The sequence below is a fragment of the Pseudovibrio denitrificans JCM 12308 genome, assembly GCF_001310815.1.
GTDB lineage: Bacteria > Pseudomonadota > Alphaproteobacteria > Rhizobiales > Stappiaceae > Pseudovibrio > Pseudovibrio denitrificans.
Genome location: NZ_BAZK01000001.1, coordinates 234,811 through 250,460, shown reverse-complemented (window position 1 = coordinate 250,460; position 15,650 = coordinate 234,811). Strand labels below are relative to the sequence as shown.

The 15,650-nt window shown below is 52.4% G+C and carries 17 protein-coding genes, 1 pseudogene and 1 riboswitch; of the genes and pseudogenes, 8 read left to right on the top strand and 10 right to left on the bottom strand.

All coding sequences use genetic code 11. The features are described 5' to 3' along the window. Positions 1 to 103: 103 nt before the first annotated feature. From JCM12308_RS00980 to JCM12308_RS00960, 7 genes are all read left to right on the top strand, one after another. The gene (locus tag JCM12308_RS00980; protein WP_054782588.1) at positions 104 to 997 is read left to right on the top strand and encodes a DMT family transporter; all 894 of its coding nucleotides are present in this window, start codon (positions 104 to 106) and stop codon (positions 995 to 997) included. Positions 998 to 1,173: 176 nt separating this feature from the next. After that, positions 1,174 to 1,386, top strand: a riboswitch (cobalamin riboswitch). Positions 1,387 to 1,561: 175 nt separating this feature from the next. Next, entirely contained in the window at positions 1,562 to 1,963 is a 402-nt protein-coding gene (locus tag JCM12308_RS28740) for a TonB-dependent receptor (protein WP_208978157.1), read from the top strand. Positions 1,964 to 2,052: 89 nt separating this feature from the next. Continuing rightward, positions 2,053 to 3,420, top strand: coding sequence for a TonB-dependent receptor plug domain-containing protein (locus tag JCM12308_RS00975; protein ID WP_208978156.1), 1,368 nt, complete (start codon positions 2,053 to 2,055; stop codon positions 3,418 to 3,420). A 99-nt stretch (positions 3,421 to 3,519) separates the two neighbouring features. Next, positions 3,520 to 3,792 carry a hypothetical protein gene (locus tag JCM12308_RS28730; protein ID WP_208978155.1) on the top strand — a complete coding sequence of 91 codons (273 nt, stop codon included), beginning with the start codon at positions 3,520 to 3,522 and terminating at the stop codon, positions 3,790 to 3,792. Beyond that, positions 3,792 to 4,391, top strand: a complete 600-nt coding sequence (locus tag JCM12308_RS00970; protein WP_208978154.1) for an ABC transporter substrate-binding protein — start codon at positions 3,792 to 3,794, stop codon at positions 4,389 to 4,391. Before JCM12308_RS28730 ends, JCM12308_RS00970 begins: the two co-directional genes overlap by 1 nt. Beyond that, on the top strand, positions 4,388 to 5,386 hold the full coding sequence (locus tag JCM12308_RS00965) for a FecCD family ABC transporter permease (protein WP_054782587.1): 999 nt from the start codon (positions 4,388 to 4,390) through the stop codon (positions 5,384 to 5,386). Before JCM12308_RS00970 ends, JCM12308_RS00965 begins: the two co-directional genes overlap by 4 nt. Beyond that, entirely contained in the window at positions 5,350 to 6,147 is a 798-nt protein-coding gene (locus JCM12308_RS00960) for an ABC transporter ATP-binding protein (RefSeq protein WP_208608691.1), read from the top strand. Before JCM12308_RS00965 ends, JCM12308_RS00960 begins: the two co-directional genes overlap by 37 nt. A 9-nt stretch (positions 6,148 to 6,156) precedes the next feature. Here the strand turns inward: JCM12308_RS00960 and JCM12308_RS00955 are convergent, their stop codons facing one another. The 10 genes from JCM12308_RS00955 to cofG all read right to left on the bottom strand — a co-directional run bounded on the left by JCM12308_RS00955 (position 6,157) and on the right by cofG (position 13,519). After that, complete coding sequence (locus JCM12308_RS00955) at positions 6,157 to 6,786, bottom strand: TetR family transcriptional regulator C-terminal domain-containing protein (RefSeq protein WP_014285378.1); 630 nt, start codon at positions 6,784 to 6,786, stop codon at positions 6,157 to 6,159. A gap of 203 nt (positions 6,787 to 6,989) precedes the next feature. Beyond that, the gene (locus JCM12308_RS32035; RefSeq protein ID WP_208978153.1) at positions 6,990 to 7,601 is read right to left on the bottom strand and encodes an LLM class flavin-dependent oxidoreductase; all 612 of its coding nucleotides are present in this window, start codon (positions 7,599 to 7,601) and stop codon (positions 6,990 to 6,992) included. Then, entirely contained in the window at positions 7,544 to 8,023 is a 480-nt protein-coding gene (locus JCM12308_RS32030) for an LLM class flavin-dependent oxidoreductase (protein ID WP_208978152.1), read from the bottom strand. Before JCM12308_RS32030 ends, JCM12308_RS32035 begins: the two co-directional genes overlap by 58 nt. A gap of 33 nt (positions 8,024 to 8,056) precedes the next feature. Next, positions 8,057 to 8,725, bottom strand: a complete 669-nt coding sequence (gene npdG, locus JCM12308_RS00945) for an NADPH-dependent F420 reductase (protein WP_054782585.1) — start codon at positions 8,723 to 8,725, stop codon at positions 8,057 to 8,059. Further along, the gene (gene cofE, locus JCM12308_RS00940; RefSeq protein WP_054782584.1) at positions 8,722 to 9,492 is read right to left on the bottom strand and encodes a coenzyme F420-0:L-glutamate ligase; all 771 of its coding nucleotides are present in this window, start codon (positions 9,490 to 9,492) and stop codon (positions 8,722 to 8,724) included. Before cofE ends, npdG begins: the two co-directional genes overlap by 4 nt. After that, positions 9,492 to 10,142 (bottom strand): 2-phospho-L-lactate guanylyltransferase, encoded by a 651-nt coding sequence (gene cofC / locus JCM12308_RS00935; RefSeq protein WP_054782583.1) that lies wholly within the window; start codon positions 10,140 to 10,142, stop codon positions 9,492 to 9,494. Before cofC ends, cofE begins: the two co-directional genes overlap by 1 nt. Beyond that, the gene (gene cofD / locus JCM12308_RS00930; RefSeq protein WP_054782582.1) at positions 10,139 to 11,113 is read right to left on the bottom strand and encodes a 2-phospho-L-lactate transferase; all 975 of its coding nucleotides are present in this window, start codon (positions 11,111 to 11,113) and stop codon (positions 10,139 to 10,141) included. The genes cofC and cofD overlap by 4 nt, the downstream gene beginning before the upstream one ends. Continuing rightward, positions 11,110 to 11,241 (bottom strand): hypothetical protein, encoded by a 132-nt coding sequence (locus tag JCM12308_RS32025; protein WP_280138344.1) that lies wholly within the window; start codon positions 11,239 to 11,241, stop codon positions 11,110 to 11,112. Before JCM12308_RS32025 ends, cofD begins: the two co-directional genes overlap by 4 nt. Next, positions 11,238 to 12,383 carry a 5-amino-6-(D-ribitylamino)uracil--L-tyrosine 4-hydroxyphenyl transferase CofH gene (cofH, locus tag JCM12308_RS00925; protein ID WP_208978151.1) on the bottom strand — a complete coding sequence of 382 codons (1,146 nt, stop codon included), beginning with the start codon at positions 12,381 to 12,383 and terminating at the stop codon, positions 11,238 to 11,240. Before cofH ends, JCM12308_RS32025 begins: the two co-directional genes overlap by 4 nt. Further along, positions 12,380 to 13,519: a 7,8-didemethyl-8-hydroxy-5-deazariboflavin synthase CofG gene (gene cofG, locus JCM12308_RS00920; protein ID WP_174519163.1), complete on the bottom strand. Its 1,140-nt coding sequence runs from the start codon at positions 13,517 to 13,519 to the stop codon at positions 12,380 to 12,382. Before cofG ends, cofH begins: the two co-directional genes overlap by 4 nt. 838 nt (positions 13,520 to 14,357) lie before the next feature. Between cofG and JCM12308_RS00915 the strand changes: the two are divergent. Next, a pseudogene (locus JCM12308_RS00915) lies at positions 14,358 to 15,628 on the top strand (Zn-dependent hydrolase). Positions 15,629 to 15,650: the final 22 nt, after the last annotated feature.

The following is a 15,650-nucleotide window of genomic DNA, read 5'->3' as shown; positions in this document are numbered from 1 at the left end:
ATCACCAAACTGAGCTTGCACGACAAATCCAAGGGCTTTAGAGCTGTTTGGGTTTTCAAAATTATCTACGCCAAGGCCGTAGTTTCGTCGGTTAGGTCACCCCATGTTTTTATTCGAAGTTGCCGCGCTCGGTGCTGCTGCCACCTGGGCCATCGGTGGTCTCATTTCTGCAAAACCAGCTGCACATTTAGGAGCCATCGGCTTCAACTGTGTGCGCATGTGGTTCGTTGTGCTGTTTCTGGGCGCCTATGTGTTTGCAACCGGCACCTGGAACACCGTTGATTCTAGCCATGCATCACTCATCTTCTTGTCTGGCTTTATCGGCATCTTCATGGGGGACACACTGTTGTTCCTCACCCTCAACCGCATGGGGCCGCGCCGAACAGCCATTTTGTTTTCCATGAACGCACCTATGTCTGCGCTACTGGGCTGGTTGTTCTTGTCTGAGGAGCTATCTCTGCAGGCCGTTATCGGCATTGCCTGCGTTCTTGTCGGCGTTATCCTTGCCATCGCATTCGGAAAACGCAAAGACCAACTGCATAAATGGGAAGCAATCAGAGGTCCGGTCGTGATCGGCGTCCTCTTCGGCACTTTGGCGGCTTTGTCTCAGTCCGTGGGCTCAATCATCATCCGCCCTGTTATGGAAAGCGGCGCTGACCCTGTCGCGATCTCCCTCATGCGCTGCACCATCGCTGCCTTTGGCTTGCTGGCGCTGTTCTACCTGCCAGGCCGTCCATTCCGCCTTGCAAACCCGATCAACAAAGAGATCGTCGCACTCGCATCTTTGTCCGGCATGCTTGGCATGGGCATCGGCATGACCTTGATCCTCTATGCGCTCAGTGGCGGTGAAGTAGGTATTGTCTCTACGCTTTCCGCAACAACGCCAGCAATGATGCTTCCGGTTCTCTGGTGGCAGACCAAAGAGTTCCCAGCCATCGGCGCATGGATCGGCGCACTGCTCGTTATTGTTGGCTGTGCACTGATTTTCATGAGCTAATCAGCGAGAAAGATCATACTCTATCTAACCACCACAAGCAGGTGCGACCGACTAAGGCCGCACCGCAAGATCTGGTAGTGGAACAATCACTTGCAATTTCTGTGAGTTTACCCGGCAATTGGTCGAATTTTATCAAGTTCCTTGCAGAGGCAGTTGACGGAAGCCCCCGAAATCTGATCAATAGCCGGGTATTTGGTATTTTTATCGATCAGATGAAAATGAAAAGGGAACACGGTCCTATTGGATAAGCCGTGGCTGCCCCCGCAACTGTAAGCGTAGAGTTGTTGCTCACACATGCCACTGATGCAGCTGTTTAAAGCGGTGTTGGGAAGGCGGAGCAGCAGTAAGGACGCGCAAGCCAGGAGACCTGCCAGATGCAGTCACTCACCTAAAGCACGGGGCGTGCTAAGGGGCGGTATTCCGTTCAGGTGACATTCACAGTGCGTCTGACCGGCTATCAAACACACCTCTTTTCAAGAGGTTAGAGTAGATTTCTCCAAAGACGCACAATGCAATCAACAGCATGGCAGTTCTTCAAGCTGCTGTGAATGATGGACCAAACTCGTGCGTAACACATCTTGGATCGCAGCTACCCTCAAGTCCGGCGTAGCTCTCTCAGCACTCCTCAGCTCAACCCTCGCATCAACTGCGCAGGAAGCTGATCTCGACGAAATCATCGTCATCGCCAACAGAACGGAAACCGAAGCCGGCAAAGTCGGCTCCACAACCCACGTCGTCACCGAAGAAGACCTGAAAAACGACGGCGCTACGTTTGTTCAGGATTATCTGGCGCAGCTCCCGGGCATTTCTCTCACGCAAAATGGAGGAGCAGGTACACTATCTACTCTTCGCATGAGAGGTCAAAATGGTAGATACATTAAAGTTTTGGTTGATGGCCTGGATCTAACCGACCCAACGCGCGCGCGCCTTCGGCAGCATTTCAACATATATTACTCGCGGATGTAGAACGTATTGAGATACTCAAGGGTTCTCAAAGTGCTCTTTATGGTGGGCAGGCGATTGCTGGTGTAATCAATATTGTAACTAAGCGTGCGGTGGCGGGAACGGTTAAACAATCCGCCAGAGTTGAAGTAGGTTCTTACGATACCAAAAGTGTTTCATATGGTGTTCGAGGGGCAACTGATCGCGCTGATATCGCTTTGGGCGTAGAGCACTTTCGTACGAGTGGGTTTAGTGCGGTTTCCCCAAAAGGTAAATCAGCGGATGATGATGGTTACGAGAATACGACGCTGACAGCTAAAGGGTCCTACGATCTAACTGAAAATCTCAATCTTTACTTCGCGGCAAGAGGCACCAAAGGTATCACCGAACTTGATAGCCCCGGTCAACCGAACCTTAAAGATGACATGCATTATCGGCAAGTTTCAGGAAAGGTAGGTGCGAACTACCTTGCATTTGACGATCGGTTCTTTTCTGACTTTTCGGTACAGGTTACAGATATCAAGCGAGAACAGGATTTTGAGGATGCGTCCAAACAGAACTCTGTTTTTGAAGGACGAAAAGTTAAGCTTGACTACCTTGGTGAGTACGATGTTAGCGAAAAGACAAAGCTCAACTTCGGGGGAGATTGGTCTAAAGAGTTCTCAAAAACCAATGATCCGATCGATGACAGCAGTTCCATTGGTGGCGCTTTCCTTCAACTAATGATCGAACCACTTAATGGGCTGAGTTTGGCTGGCTCTGCGCGCTTTGATCAGCATAGTGAATTTGGCAGTTTTGTTTCGAGACGTTTGACTGCTTCTTATGAAGTTAATGAAGATCTGAGAGTTCGAACCAGTGTCGGAAATGGGTTCAGAGCTCCTTCGCTTTACGAACTTAATCACCCCAGCTATGGCAATCAGAATCTTGAACCAGAAGAAAGCCTTAGCTTCGATTTCGGCATCGATAAGAAATGGTTGGGTGGACAGCTTTCAACGTCTGCAACTTATTTCAACATTATGACTGATGACTTGATTGATTATGACTTCTCGACCAGCAAATATAATCAGATAAAAGGTACCTCGCGCAGTCAAGGTGTTGAGTTAGAAGTTAGATACAAGCCAATCGATCGCTTGGTTTTGACTGCTGGCTATACCTACACCTACTCTGTTGGTCCTGATAAGAAACGTTTAGCTCATGTTCCTCTTCACGATCTAAGCGTAGCTATGAATTATGATCTGACCGATGATATTGCGCTGAATGTGAATGGTACCTACCTCGGTGAAAATCTTGGCTCTGATTGGCCCAATATCGTAGATATGGAAGATGTCTTCTTGTTAGGTGCAAAAGCCTCATATGATGTAACCGAGGAGGTAGAGTTATATGTCCGCGGTGAGAACTTGCTGGTTCAGGATTATGAACTAATCAACGGCTATCAGACATCGGGCCTTTCCGTTTACGCTGGTGTTAGCGCCAGTTTCTGATTAAGTATGCCGCTCAGTAAAGGTTGGGCGGCATTCTCTGGTTTCTTCAGTACTGTCCGACGCTGCGTTCCAAACTCTCACGCTGCTCAAAAGGTCTAAATGCCAAATAAGATCAAAAAGATCATGCAGACCGCACTGCTGATGGCCCTTGCAATCAACCCGGCAACGGCCCGTGCAGATGAGAATGGAGTGAGTACACCCAATCGGGTCGTTTCCATGAACCTGTGCACCGATCAGTTCTCCATGTTGCTCGCAGGCGAGGGGCAGCTTGTCTCTGTTTCCAGATTAGCATCAGATCCAACGCTCTCTGTCATGAGTGAAGAGGCGAAAGCTACCCGATCAACTTCGGCGGGGCTGAAGAGATCTACCTGATGAACCCGGATCTGGTGATCGCAGGCACCTACACCAATCAAACCACCGTACAGATGCTGCGTGGTCTTGGCATTACTGTAGTGCAGGTTCCGCCGGTGCGCACCATCCCGGATATTGCCAGGGAACTCCGACGTCTCGGCAAGGTGCTGGGACAAGAGCAAAAAACTGAGGCACTGGCCAGCCGGTTTGAGACTACCGTTCAGCGATTTGTGGAAGCGCAGCCCGATGAGAAAGCACGGGCAGGGGTCTACTACGCCAACGGCTACACCGCTGGTGATGGCAGCCTTGTCAACGAGTTGATCACGACAGCAGGCCTGCAGAACATCGCCAACAACCTCGGCCTCAAAGGCACCAGCAAACTGCCACTTGAACTACTGATCCTGGAAGACCCTCAGCTGCTTGTTGAGGGTACTCAGTTTTCCGACAAACCTGCATTGGCATTCGAACTGCTGGCTCATCCAGCCCTGAAACGAACACTCGGCAACAGCGGACGCGTTTTGGTGGAAGACAAGTATACTATCTGCGGCCTGCCGTTCGTTGCCGAAGCCATAGAGAAACTGGCTAATCAATCCAAACGCTTGGGGGCACGAGCTGAATGACAAAGCATCCCGATGCCCCGCTGATCGTAATCCTCAGCCTGATTGCAATCGCGCTGTTCCTGACCTCTCTCATGATCGGCGCCGCTGATCTGTCAATCGCGCAGCTCATCGAAGCAGCTTTTGCTTCCGAGAAAACGCCGGTTTCCATCGTGTTCTGGGAGATCCGTGTGCCGCGTGCTCTGCTGGGGGTGATCACCGGCGCAACGCTTGGTCTGTCCGGAGCAGTCCTCCAGGGCCTTTTGCGCAATCCACTTGCAGAGCCGGGCTTGATCGGTGTCAGCTCCTCCGCCAGCCTTGGAGCTGTCATTGCGATCTACACCGGTCTGACCATCACCATGCCGTATGCACTCCCAGCCTTCGCGCTGCTCGGGGCTGCGATTGCTGCTGTTCTGCTGCCGATGCTGGCAGGGGGAAGAGGGCAGACACTGACGCTGATCCTTGCAGGCGTCGCCATTTCCAGCATTGCCACTGCGCTGACATCTCTGGCGCTCAACCTGTCTCCGAACCCGTTCGCTGCTATGGAAATCGTGTTCTGGATGCTCGGTTCACTGAATGACCGATCCATGCAGCACCTTTACATTATTGCTCCGTTTATCGTGGTTGGTTGGGCCCTGTTGCTCATTACCGGCAAGGGCCTCAATGCCTTGTCGCTGGGTGAAGAAACCGCCCACACCATGGGCGTCTCACTGCCCCGCCTGCGCTTCTGTGCTATTGTCGGCACAGCAGCCAGTGTCGGTGCTGTGACAGCGGTAACCGGCACCATCGGCTTCATCGGCCTGATCGTTCCGCATTTGCTGCGCAAGATGGTGGGGGGAGAGCCACAACGCCTCCTCATTCCAAGTGCGATCGCAGGTGCTTGCCTGCTGACCCTTGCCGACATCACAGTGAAGCTCTTCGGCCCTCAGTCCAACCTGAAGCTGGGCGTTCTGACGGCTATTGTCGGTGCGCCGTTCTTCCTATGGCTGATCATCAAACAGCGGAGGGCGTTGATCTGATGCTGCTGCAACTCAAAGACCTCTCCGTCAATTACGGCCCAAAGAACATCCTATCTTCAATCAATCTGGAGATTGGGAAAGGCGAGATTGTTGGCCTGATCGGTCCAAATGGATCAGGCAAGTCCACTTTGATGAAGGCCATGGTCGGGCTCATCCCGTCAAATGGAGAGATCAGCTATGACGATCGGCCTCTAAAAAACATCTCCGCGCGCCAGCTCTCAAAGCATGTTGCTTACATGGCGCAGGAGCGGGATGTTGCATGGGATTTGTCTGTAGAACGCATCTTGGCGCTGGGTTGTGAAGCCATTGGCGGCTCCGTTCGCACACCCAAGCACAAAGCGGAATTAGAAGACGTAGTCTCCAGCCTTGGTCTTGAACCTATCCGTAAAGAATCCATTCTTCAGGTCTCTGGAGGTGAAAAAGCCCGCGCACTTCTGGGTCGTGCTCTGATGCAGAAGACGCCACTCATCATTGCCGATGAACCAACTGCAGGACTGGACCCGGAACACCAGCTGGAACTTCAGGAAATCTTTCAGAAGCTACAACAACAAGGCACATCCATGCTGGTCAGCCTGCATGATTGGACCTACGCCGCTCGCCTGTGCACGCGTCTGGCAATGTTGAAAGAAGGCAGACTGGTTGCATACGGCTTGCCGGAAGAGGTGCTAACGCAGGAACGTGTTCAGGATGTCTACCGTGTCAAAGCGCATATTCTGGAAACCGAGCAGGGACCAGTCATCACCCCCACGACACGCTTGTAAATTAGTGACTTATTCAGCGGCAAGGCTTTTGCGGAACATCCGGTCCAGGTAAGACGCTGCTTCTTTGAACCGGTCCTTAGACTTGTCTGCAGGCAGCAATGTCTGCACCTGACTATCAAAGTCAGCGTAGTGCTGTGTGGTGGACCAGATGGAAAACAGCAGATGATAAGGATCCGTTTCCGCAATCTTGCCGGCGTCCATCCAGCCCTGAATGACAACGGTCTTCTCGTCGACCAGTGACTTCAATGGTCCAGCAATCAAGGATTTGATGCGCGGAGCACCCTGCAGGATCTCGTTGGCGAATAGTCGGCTCTCACGTGGATAATCGCGCGCCATCTCCAGCTTGCGCCGTACATACGCGCAAATCTCTTCAATCGGCTCGCCTTCAGGGTTGAGCTGATGCAGCGGATCCAGCCAGACATAAAGCAGGCGCTCGATCAGTTCTGCATGAATGGCGTCCTTGCTGTCGTAGTAATAGAAAAGGTTGGGCTTGGATAATCCCGCTTGCTGAGCCACCTGATCAATAGTGGAGCCACGAAATCCATAGGTTGAGAACACATCCAGCGCCGCAGCGAGGATCTTCTCGGTCTTTTCCATCTGAATTCGTGTTTTACCTTTTGCCTCAGAAGCTTTAGCCATACTCTTTTCCAAAATTACATAGGCGCTGAGCCTTAAATACACGCTCAGCTAATAAGTAAGTTAGCACCTACGAAAACAACGTGCTCTTATCAAGCTAAACTCTGGTAGAAAAGTTGTGATGCGGCAGCTCACTCTAATGATTGTTGTTTTTCTGCAATAGATAGAGAAAAGGCCGAGCTCACGTGGAGCCCGGCCTGTTTTTATCAGCTGACAGCTTCCGGTGTTTTCGCGTTGTCTGCGTTAAAAGCCGGAATGATCTTTTCGCCATAGTCCGCGATGATCTTCTCTTCATCGCCGCTGTCCAGATAGATATTGAACTGCGTGATGCCTGCATCCTTCAGTTTATTCAGCTTCTCGATGTGGTTCTCAGGTGGGCCAAGCACCGCAAAGCTCTCGACGATATCATCGGTAATGAAGTCCAGGAACGGGTTGTCACTCTGACCGTGCTTGGAATAGTCATAACCGCGACGGTTCTCGATGTAAGAGGTCAGAGAAGCTGGCACCTGATCGGTGTTGGAACCGTATTTCTCAACAATATCTGCCACGTGGTTGCCCACCATAGCTGGGAACCACTTGGTCTTCTCAATGCCTTCTTCCAGAGTGCCTGTGTGAGCCGGTGCAGCTGCCATGATGCCGAAGTTGCTCATGTCACGGCCAGCTTCCTCACCAGCTGCAACAGCCTGATCACCCAGCCATTTACAGATGCCTGGTTCTGCGATTTGCAGAATAAGACCATCACCAACGCGGCCAGCAGAGCTCAGTGCTTTCGGGCCATAAGCGGCAACCCAAACAGGCAGTTCATAGCCATCTGCCATGGGAACTTCACTGGTTCAGGGCACTCGCCGTACTGTGCTTCATCACCGCGCACCAGCGCTTTAACCACATGGGTGAACTCTTCCAGACGCTTCAGCGGTGCAGGCTTTTTGCCCATCACGCGCACAGCACTGTCACCACGGCCAAGACCGATGTCAAAACGACCGCCGGACTGCTTGGCAAGGGAGCCAAACAAGCTGGCGGCATGAGACCAGTCACGAGTGTTTGGGTTGGTTACACAAGGTCCAAAGCGCATGTTTTTGGTGTGTTCCATGCACATTGCCATGGCGACGAAGCTCTCACGCCACAAAATGTGACTGTCATAAAACCAGCAGTATTTAAAGCCGGCATTTTCGGCCTGACGAACCAGCGCTTTTGCGCGATCAGGTTCCACAAACCCTTTAAAGCAAATACCAAAATCCATGTGTCTCTCCTCCACGAAAGTTAAGTTCTGGAATTAATGATCTGGTGCCCAGATGCGGATGCCCGCATGCGTAAATGGCACGGCTTTTGAAATATTCTGACGAATGAGAATTGGGGTGATCGCCTCAATGCAGCGTGCCGCTTTTGCGTTGCCGCTGTTGTAGGTTGTTACATCCAGCTTGTTGACCAGTTCCATCACCACCTTGCGGGCAGCAAGGCTGTCACCACACACGAGGATGTCGCAATTGATCGCCCAATCCAGATTGTTCAGCGTTGTGGCAGAAACATTGTGCAAGGCGCCCACAACAGGAATATCTGGGCCAAGCAACGCCTGAGCAGCCTCAGTGGCTGAACCTTCTGGTGGCATTTCAACCGTCTTTGGATCACCCGGCGCCAGCGGCACAACAATGTCGATGAGGATCTTGCCAGAAAGATGCGGCTTCAAAGCTTCTAGAGTTGCATCATGAGCCACATAAGGCACTGCCAGCATCACACATTCAGTGGATGCTGCCACAGCATCTTCGTTGCCCATGCCTTCAATCTTTGCAGAGCCTTCCGGAAGCTTTGTCATAAGCTCATCGGCAATGTCCTTGCCGCGGGCAGCATCGCGCGAGCCGAGTGCAACGGGCACGCCAGCCCGGGCAAACCTGAGCGCAAGTCCCTGACCCTGTGGCCCGGTTCCTCCGATAATCGCTAATGTCATCGGAACATGTCCTCCTTCTTCGATCTTATTAAATCCTGTGCTGAACTTGCTTCAAACGACCAGTTGAGGCCGCGGAATAGAACCACGGGAGTCTGTCCGGCTTTGCTGATCACCAATCCGGAAGCTGCTGCCAGCTCATCTGCAAAAGCAGGCTCTGTCACACTGAGCAAGCGCCCATGCGCATCGGAGTTGCCTTGTTCTTTGATAGTTGCTGGAACACCGGCGAGGCCTACCGCCACATTCACCTGACCAAGCCGCCAGGGACGTCCAAATGTGTCGGTAATGGCAAAACCGATCTGCGCATTGAAACGCTTGGAAAGTGCTTCCTGCATGCGAGCAGCGCTGGCATCGGGATCTTCCGGCAGCAAAATCAACGTCTCATCCGCGCCGCTGTTGGATTCATCAACTGCAGCATTGGCGGAAATGAAGCCCAGACGATGCTCACAAATCATCGTTCCTTCATTCTGTGTCGGACGCTTGAAATGACGAACCACACGCGTGCTCTCCTGCAGGATCACCTCAACTTTGCGGGGATCCTTGTTTAGCTCATTCGCATAGCCTTGGGCTTCCTCAGAAGGAGTTACGTCTGCCAGATTGACAATGCGCCCCTCGGCCTTGGAGAAAATCTTATGCGCAGAGGTCAGAACGTCTCCGTCCTGTAAGGAAAGGCCAGCCGCTTCAATCGCATCACCAAGAATGACTGCCAGATCATCGCCCGGTTTGATCTCCGGAATATTCGGAATCGCGTGTAAAGATAGGGTATGCATCAAACAGCTCTCCGGTCGCCATGTTTTGCAAGAAGCCGGGGCTGAAGGTCTGCGAGGTCTTCCATATAATCGATATCTTTTGAAAAAGAGGAGGAGGGGGCAATCACACAGTCCAGCCCACGCTCTGCAGCCTGAGCCTGATGCTTCTGGAAAGAAGCACTGCCGTAAGTGAAGGTAATCGCATCCGGTGGCGTCGCAATCAGCACGTTGGTGCCGTAGTCATGGGCAGGGCACAGCACGAGAGAACGCGGTGAGCCAGCAAGGCTTAAAAGCCGCTCAAATTCATCGAAGTCTGGTGCTGCAATATCCGCTGGCAAAATGCACAGCGTCTCATAGCCATGAGCCTTGGCCCAAAGGGCTGCCGTTGTCAGTGCCGAGTTCAGCCCATCTTCCTGACCTTCAAGGATCAGATGAACAGAGCATTCGTTCACAGTGCCTGCGATTTCTAGCGAACTGGTCACCACAGCAATATCAAAGGCGGTGCTGCACTGTTTCTGGGAGTCCTGTAAAAAACGAAGGGTCTGCGCAAACAGGTTCGCCGCCACAGTTGCGCGTTCAGTGGCATCAAGATGTGGCCCAAGACGAGACTTCGCCTTGGCAAAATCCTTCACCGGCACAACAACAAGTGTCTTAGGAGCTGATCCGGTCATGCGCTCAGCTCCTCGCCAGAACGATCAACTACACCAGAAATAGCAAACAGCTCAGTTGCCAGCCGCATCTTGTCTTCCCGCGTCTTCATCAGGATCGCGTCTTGTGACGTGCTCAGACCCAATCCGTTGATAGCTGAGATGTGCTGCTCGTCCGCATGATCGATGACAAAGCAATCCAGAAAGTCAGCATAAATCTGCGCAACGCCAAACACCGTGGACTCGAAGCCAAGGGAGGCCAACATCCGGTCCGCCGGACCTTTCACAACGCCGCCATTGATGATCGGTGAAACTCCAATCTTCGGCGCTTTCGCAGCTTTCACCGCCCCCAGAATGCCGGGAACCTTGAGGATTGGCAGAATGCTCACCAGCGGGTTGCTTGGCGCAATCACAATTAGGTCAGCTTCTGCCAATGCCTTCAGTGCCTCCTCAGTCGCATGAGCCTCTTCAATATGGTCGTAGTGCAGCTCACGAACGTCAGGAGCGCAGCGCTCTTTGACAAAGTACTCCTGAAAACTCAGCCAACCCGCATCGGTTTTCACACGTGTCTGCACCACATCATCCGTCGGCAGAATGAGGTCACAGGTCAGCCCAAAACTCCTGGCGATATCCTGCGCAATCAACGTTGGCCGATCGCCCTGACGGCGGCGATGCGTGCGGTAGATGTGCAGACCGAAATCGCGATCCCCAAGAGACATCCATGTATCGTCACCAAGTTTGGAAAGTGTCTCCAGTGCTCGGTGGCTCTCATCTGCTACACCCCAGCCTTGCTGGCGGTCGATCACGTCGGCCAGAGTGTAGGTGAGGGTGTCGATGTCCGGCGATACCCAAAGGCCGTGGAAGGCATCATCATCGGCAATGTTGCCAATGATGGAGAGCTCCACATTTTCCAGATGATAAAGGCCTTCCGCCATCTTGGCGCCGCCAACACCACCGGCAATCAGGGTAACTTTAACAGGTGCGTTTTGCGTCATCCGGCACCTCCAACCACCTTTGCGGGAGCGCCATCCTCTTCTGTCAGGAAGCTCAGAAGACTGGAGTTAGCGCGTGCAATCAGCGGTGCTTGTTGCTCTGGCAGGCCCTCGGCAAAATCATTGATCACATCATAAACGGTATTGCGCTGGATCGGCTGACGGCCCGCATCCTGAATGATCTGCACATCTCATGTGCGGTGATCTCCTGACCATGCGCTGCACCGGCAGAACGGGAGATGCTCTCGTTCATCAACGTGCCACCCAAATCATTAACCCCGCATTGCAGCAGATCAGAGGCAAACTCTGGTCCCAGCTTGGTCCATGACACCTGAATATTGTCGATCCAGCCATGCAGCATGATCCGAGAAACCGCATGCATCTTGCGCACTTCCAGATCTGTCGGGCCGGGGCGCACGTTCTTTGGATCAAGCGTATAAAGCGGGCTCTCTGAATGGACGAAACTCAACGGCACCAACTCTGTGAAACCGCCAGTTTCCTTCTGAATGTCGCGCAACAAGGCAATGTGAGCGGCCCAATGCTCAGGCCCATCAATATGGCCATACATAATGGTGGCCGTGGTCGGAATGCCCACTTCATGCGCGGCCTTGATGATCTCCACCCACTTCTCGGTGCTCAGCTTGTTGCGTGTCAGCTGCTGGCGAATGTCGGTGTCCAGAATCTCCGCCGCGGTGCCGGGCAGCGAGCCGAGCCCACAGTCTTTCAGATCCTGCAAAAATGCATGATAGGATTGTTTGGTCTTGGCTGCGCCGTACCACACCTCAAACGGTGAAAACGCATGGATGTGCATGTCCGGAAGGGCTTTTTTGATCGCGAGAACAATCTCACGATAATAGGTGCCTTCCATCTTCGGGTGCAGACCACCCTGAATGCAAACCTCTGTCGCACCGCGGTTCCACGCTTCCTGAGCACGGGCAACGATCTGCTCCGGTACCAGCCATTCAGCGTCGGGATCTTCCGTTCGCTTGGCAAAGCCGCAGAACTTGCAGCCCATGTAGCAGATGTTGGTGAAGTTGATGTTCCGGTTGACCACAAAGCCAACCTTGTCGCCATTCACCCGCTGGCGCAGCGTGTCCGCCACATAGGCAATGGCTGGAAACTCTTGCGCCGGAGCTCGGAACAGGTGTTCACCATCCGCCTCTGAAATCTCGATACCAGCCAGTGCTTTGCTCAAAATATCGTGTGTTGGTGCGCTCAGCCCATGTGAGCGCAAGGCATCACTGGCAGAGTGAGGGAAACTGTGAAGCGTCATAAGGTGCCTCCTGACTGAACTGCGGCGGAGGAACCCATTTGCTCCCAAAGCCCCTTGGATTTTGAAAGCACGACAGGATCTACAAACTCGGTCTTCTCACGCAGATAGCTCGGGTAGACGGTCAACCGCTCCTCCAGCTTCTGCCCGGCTTGCCGTGTTGACTGGGCCAGCTCATCAATCACAGGCCAGCGATGCTGCGGGTTGATGAAATCAATGGTCACCGGAGAAATGCCGCCCCAGTCATTGATGCCAGCGCTCAGGTACTCCATATGCCGTTCGCTCAGGTTCGGCGGTGCTTGTAGACTGATCTCATGGGACAGGATCAGGCGCGCAACGGCCAGCGTGCGCAACATGTCATCCAGCGATGGTTCGGGATGATTCTCCATCCCGATCCCCGGCTTACGCTGGAAATTCTGGATGATCACTTCCTGAATGTGTCCATGACGTGCATGGCTTTCGTTGATCGCCTCCAGAGCCTCAATGCGCTCTTCCCACGTTTCGCCAATGCCAATCAGCAAGCCGGTGGTGAACGGGATCTTCTTCTGACCAGCCCGCTCCAACGTCCGCAAACGCTGAACCGGCGCTTTGTCCGGGCACCCATAGTGCGGCTGACCTTTTTTCATCAAACGGCGGCTGGTGGTCTCCAGCATCATGCCCATGGATGCTGCGTAAGGGCGAAGCTGATCGATCTCTTCATCGCTCAGCGTACCCGCATTCACGTGGGGCAGGAGGGTTGTCTCTCGTAAAACCATCTCACAGGCATCTGCTAGATAGCTGACCATGGACCCGTAACCCAGCGTTGCCAGAGCAGCTTTTGCTTGCTCGTAACGCAGCTCAGGCTTCTCACCCAGGCTGAAGAGAAGCTCTTTGCAGCCGGTCTCTTCTCCCTGCCGCGCCGTCCGCATCACCTGCTCAGGTGTCATGATGTTGGCTTCGGGCGAACTGGGGTGTTTGACAAATGTGCAATACGTACATGTATCTCGGCACATGTTTGTCAGTGGCACAAAAACTTTACGGGAGTAGGTGACAGTATCGCCCCAATACTGGCGCTTTACTGTAGCGGCCTGTTGCATCAGATCCCGAAGATCTGAGCCTCGCACTTCCCCCAGGTGTCGCGCTTGGTCAGCAGTCAGCATAATTTTTTACCTCTCGGTCAAAAAAATATCTGCAACTATCAGTTAGTCAAGCGTGAAATATCTCTTGGGTAGAATAATTATGCTGCAATGCAAATAAAACAAGCACAATAAAAGGCGTATTTGAGCAAAGAAAAGCTTTATTTTGCAACGCATTCTGTAAAGTTGCTCTGCAATATTTATGAAGTTTAAGCTCATTTGCGCAAAAGTTTAGCAGTACATGCAAAAATATGCGCCTTTCCAGATTGCTATTTTCTTTTGTAAGCAAATGAGGTGGTTTTGATTCCGATAGATCGGATATTTTCATCAAAAAACCTTAGGAACCTGTGGAGTTTTCTTGTCTGCAACACGCTTATTGTCTGGATTTGGCAGGGCTTCTAAGTGTTTTACCTATTGGAATATCAGGAGAATTTTTGAAGTTGGCTGGTGAAATTGATCCATTTTTGAAGGTGGGTTGACAGATAATTGACTGTTTGGTCCAATTTACCCCAAGTTTTGGGAGGGGAATATCCAAGATTTAAGCTGAGTTAAGCTGTTGCAAGAGCGATAGATCTCTGCAAACTACATCTATCTGTTCCAAATGGGAAAAATAACCTGCGGGAAATCTAGAAGATTGAATTTTTGACATAATTTGCCTGCAACCTGTCTTTACGCGGTTGCAGACCGTCTGGCATGTCAAAAAAGAGATAGAGCTTGAATCCTGCGAATATCCTCATCGGTTTTATCAGTTTTATGCTCCTCGGGAGATTAAATAACGACAGCTAACCCGTTGTATTTCAGAAGAATATTTCTCGGGTAAGTTAAATAAAACGGCGTTGAAAAGACGTTATCGGAGAGACCTATGAGTAAACTTGGCTCAAATCATCGTATTAATGGTGACAGACTGTGGCGTAGCCTGATGGATATGGCCCAGATCGGACCCGGCGTCCGTGGTGGCAACAACAGGCAAACGCTGACAGATGAAGATGCCGAGGGCCGTAAGCTTTTCACCAGCTGGTGTGAAGCCGAAGGCATGACAATGCACGTCGATACAATGGGCAACATGTTCGCCCGCCTTGAAGGGGAAGATCCAAGTCTCGATCCGATTATGATTGGCTCTCATCTGGATACGCAGCCAACTGGCGGCAAGTATGATGGTGTGCTTGGTGTACTTGCAGGTCTGGAAGTGATCCGCTCCATCCGTGAGCGCGGCATTAAAACCAAACGTCCAATCGAAGTGGTCAACTGGACCAATGAAGAGGGCACCCGCTTTGCCCCGGCTATGCTTGCTTCCGGCGTGTTTGCAGGCATGCATACCCAGGATTGGGCTTATGATCGTGAAGATGCGGAAGGCAAGAAGTTCGGTGACGAACTCAAGCGCATCGGTTACGTCGGTGAAGAGCCTGTCGGCCAGCGCAAACTGCATGCCATGTTTGAGCTTCACATCGAGCAGGGGCCAATCCTCGAAATTGAGGAAAAGGACATCGGTGTTGTCACCCATGGTCAGGGTCTCTGGTGGCTGCAGGTCACGCTCACCGGCAAAGACAGCCATACCGGTTCAACCCCAATGCCAATGCGTAAAAACGCAGGTCTGGGCATGGCACGCATTACTGAGCTGGTGCATCAGATCGCCATGGAGAACCAGCCGGAAGCTGTGGGTGCCATTGGTCACTGCGATGTCTATCCAAACAGTCGCAACGTGATTCCGGGCAAAACCGTCTTCACCATCGATTTCCGCTCCCCGCATCAGGACGTTCTGGATGGCATGAAAGCCAAGCTGGAAGCTGAAGCGCCAAAAATCGCAGAAGAACTCGGCCTTGGCATTGAGATTGAAGCAGTTGGTCACTTTGATCCAGTCACCTTCGATGAAGGCTGTGTCACCGCTGTTCGTAACGCAGCTGAGCGTCTGAACTATTCCCACCGCAACATCATCTCCGGCGCAGGCCACGATGCCTGCTGGATCAACCGTGTTGCGCCAACGGCCATGATCATGTGCCATGTGTGGATGGTCTGAGCCACAATGAAGACGAAGAAATTTCAAGAGAGTGGGCAACTGCAGGCGCCGACGTACTGTTCCATGCAGTGCTTGAGTATGCCGAGATCGAGCAGGATACCACAGAGCCAGCCGAATAACCCTTAGATTTGAAAGAGTTGA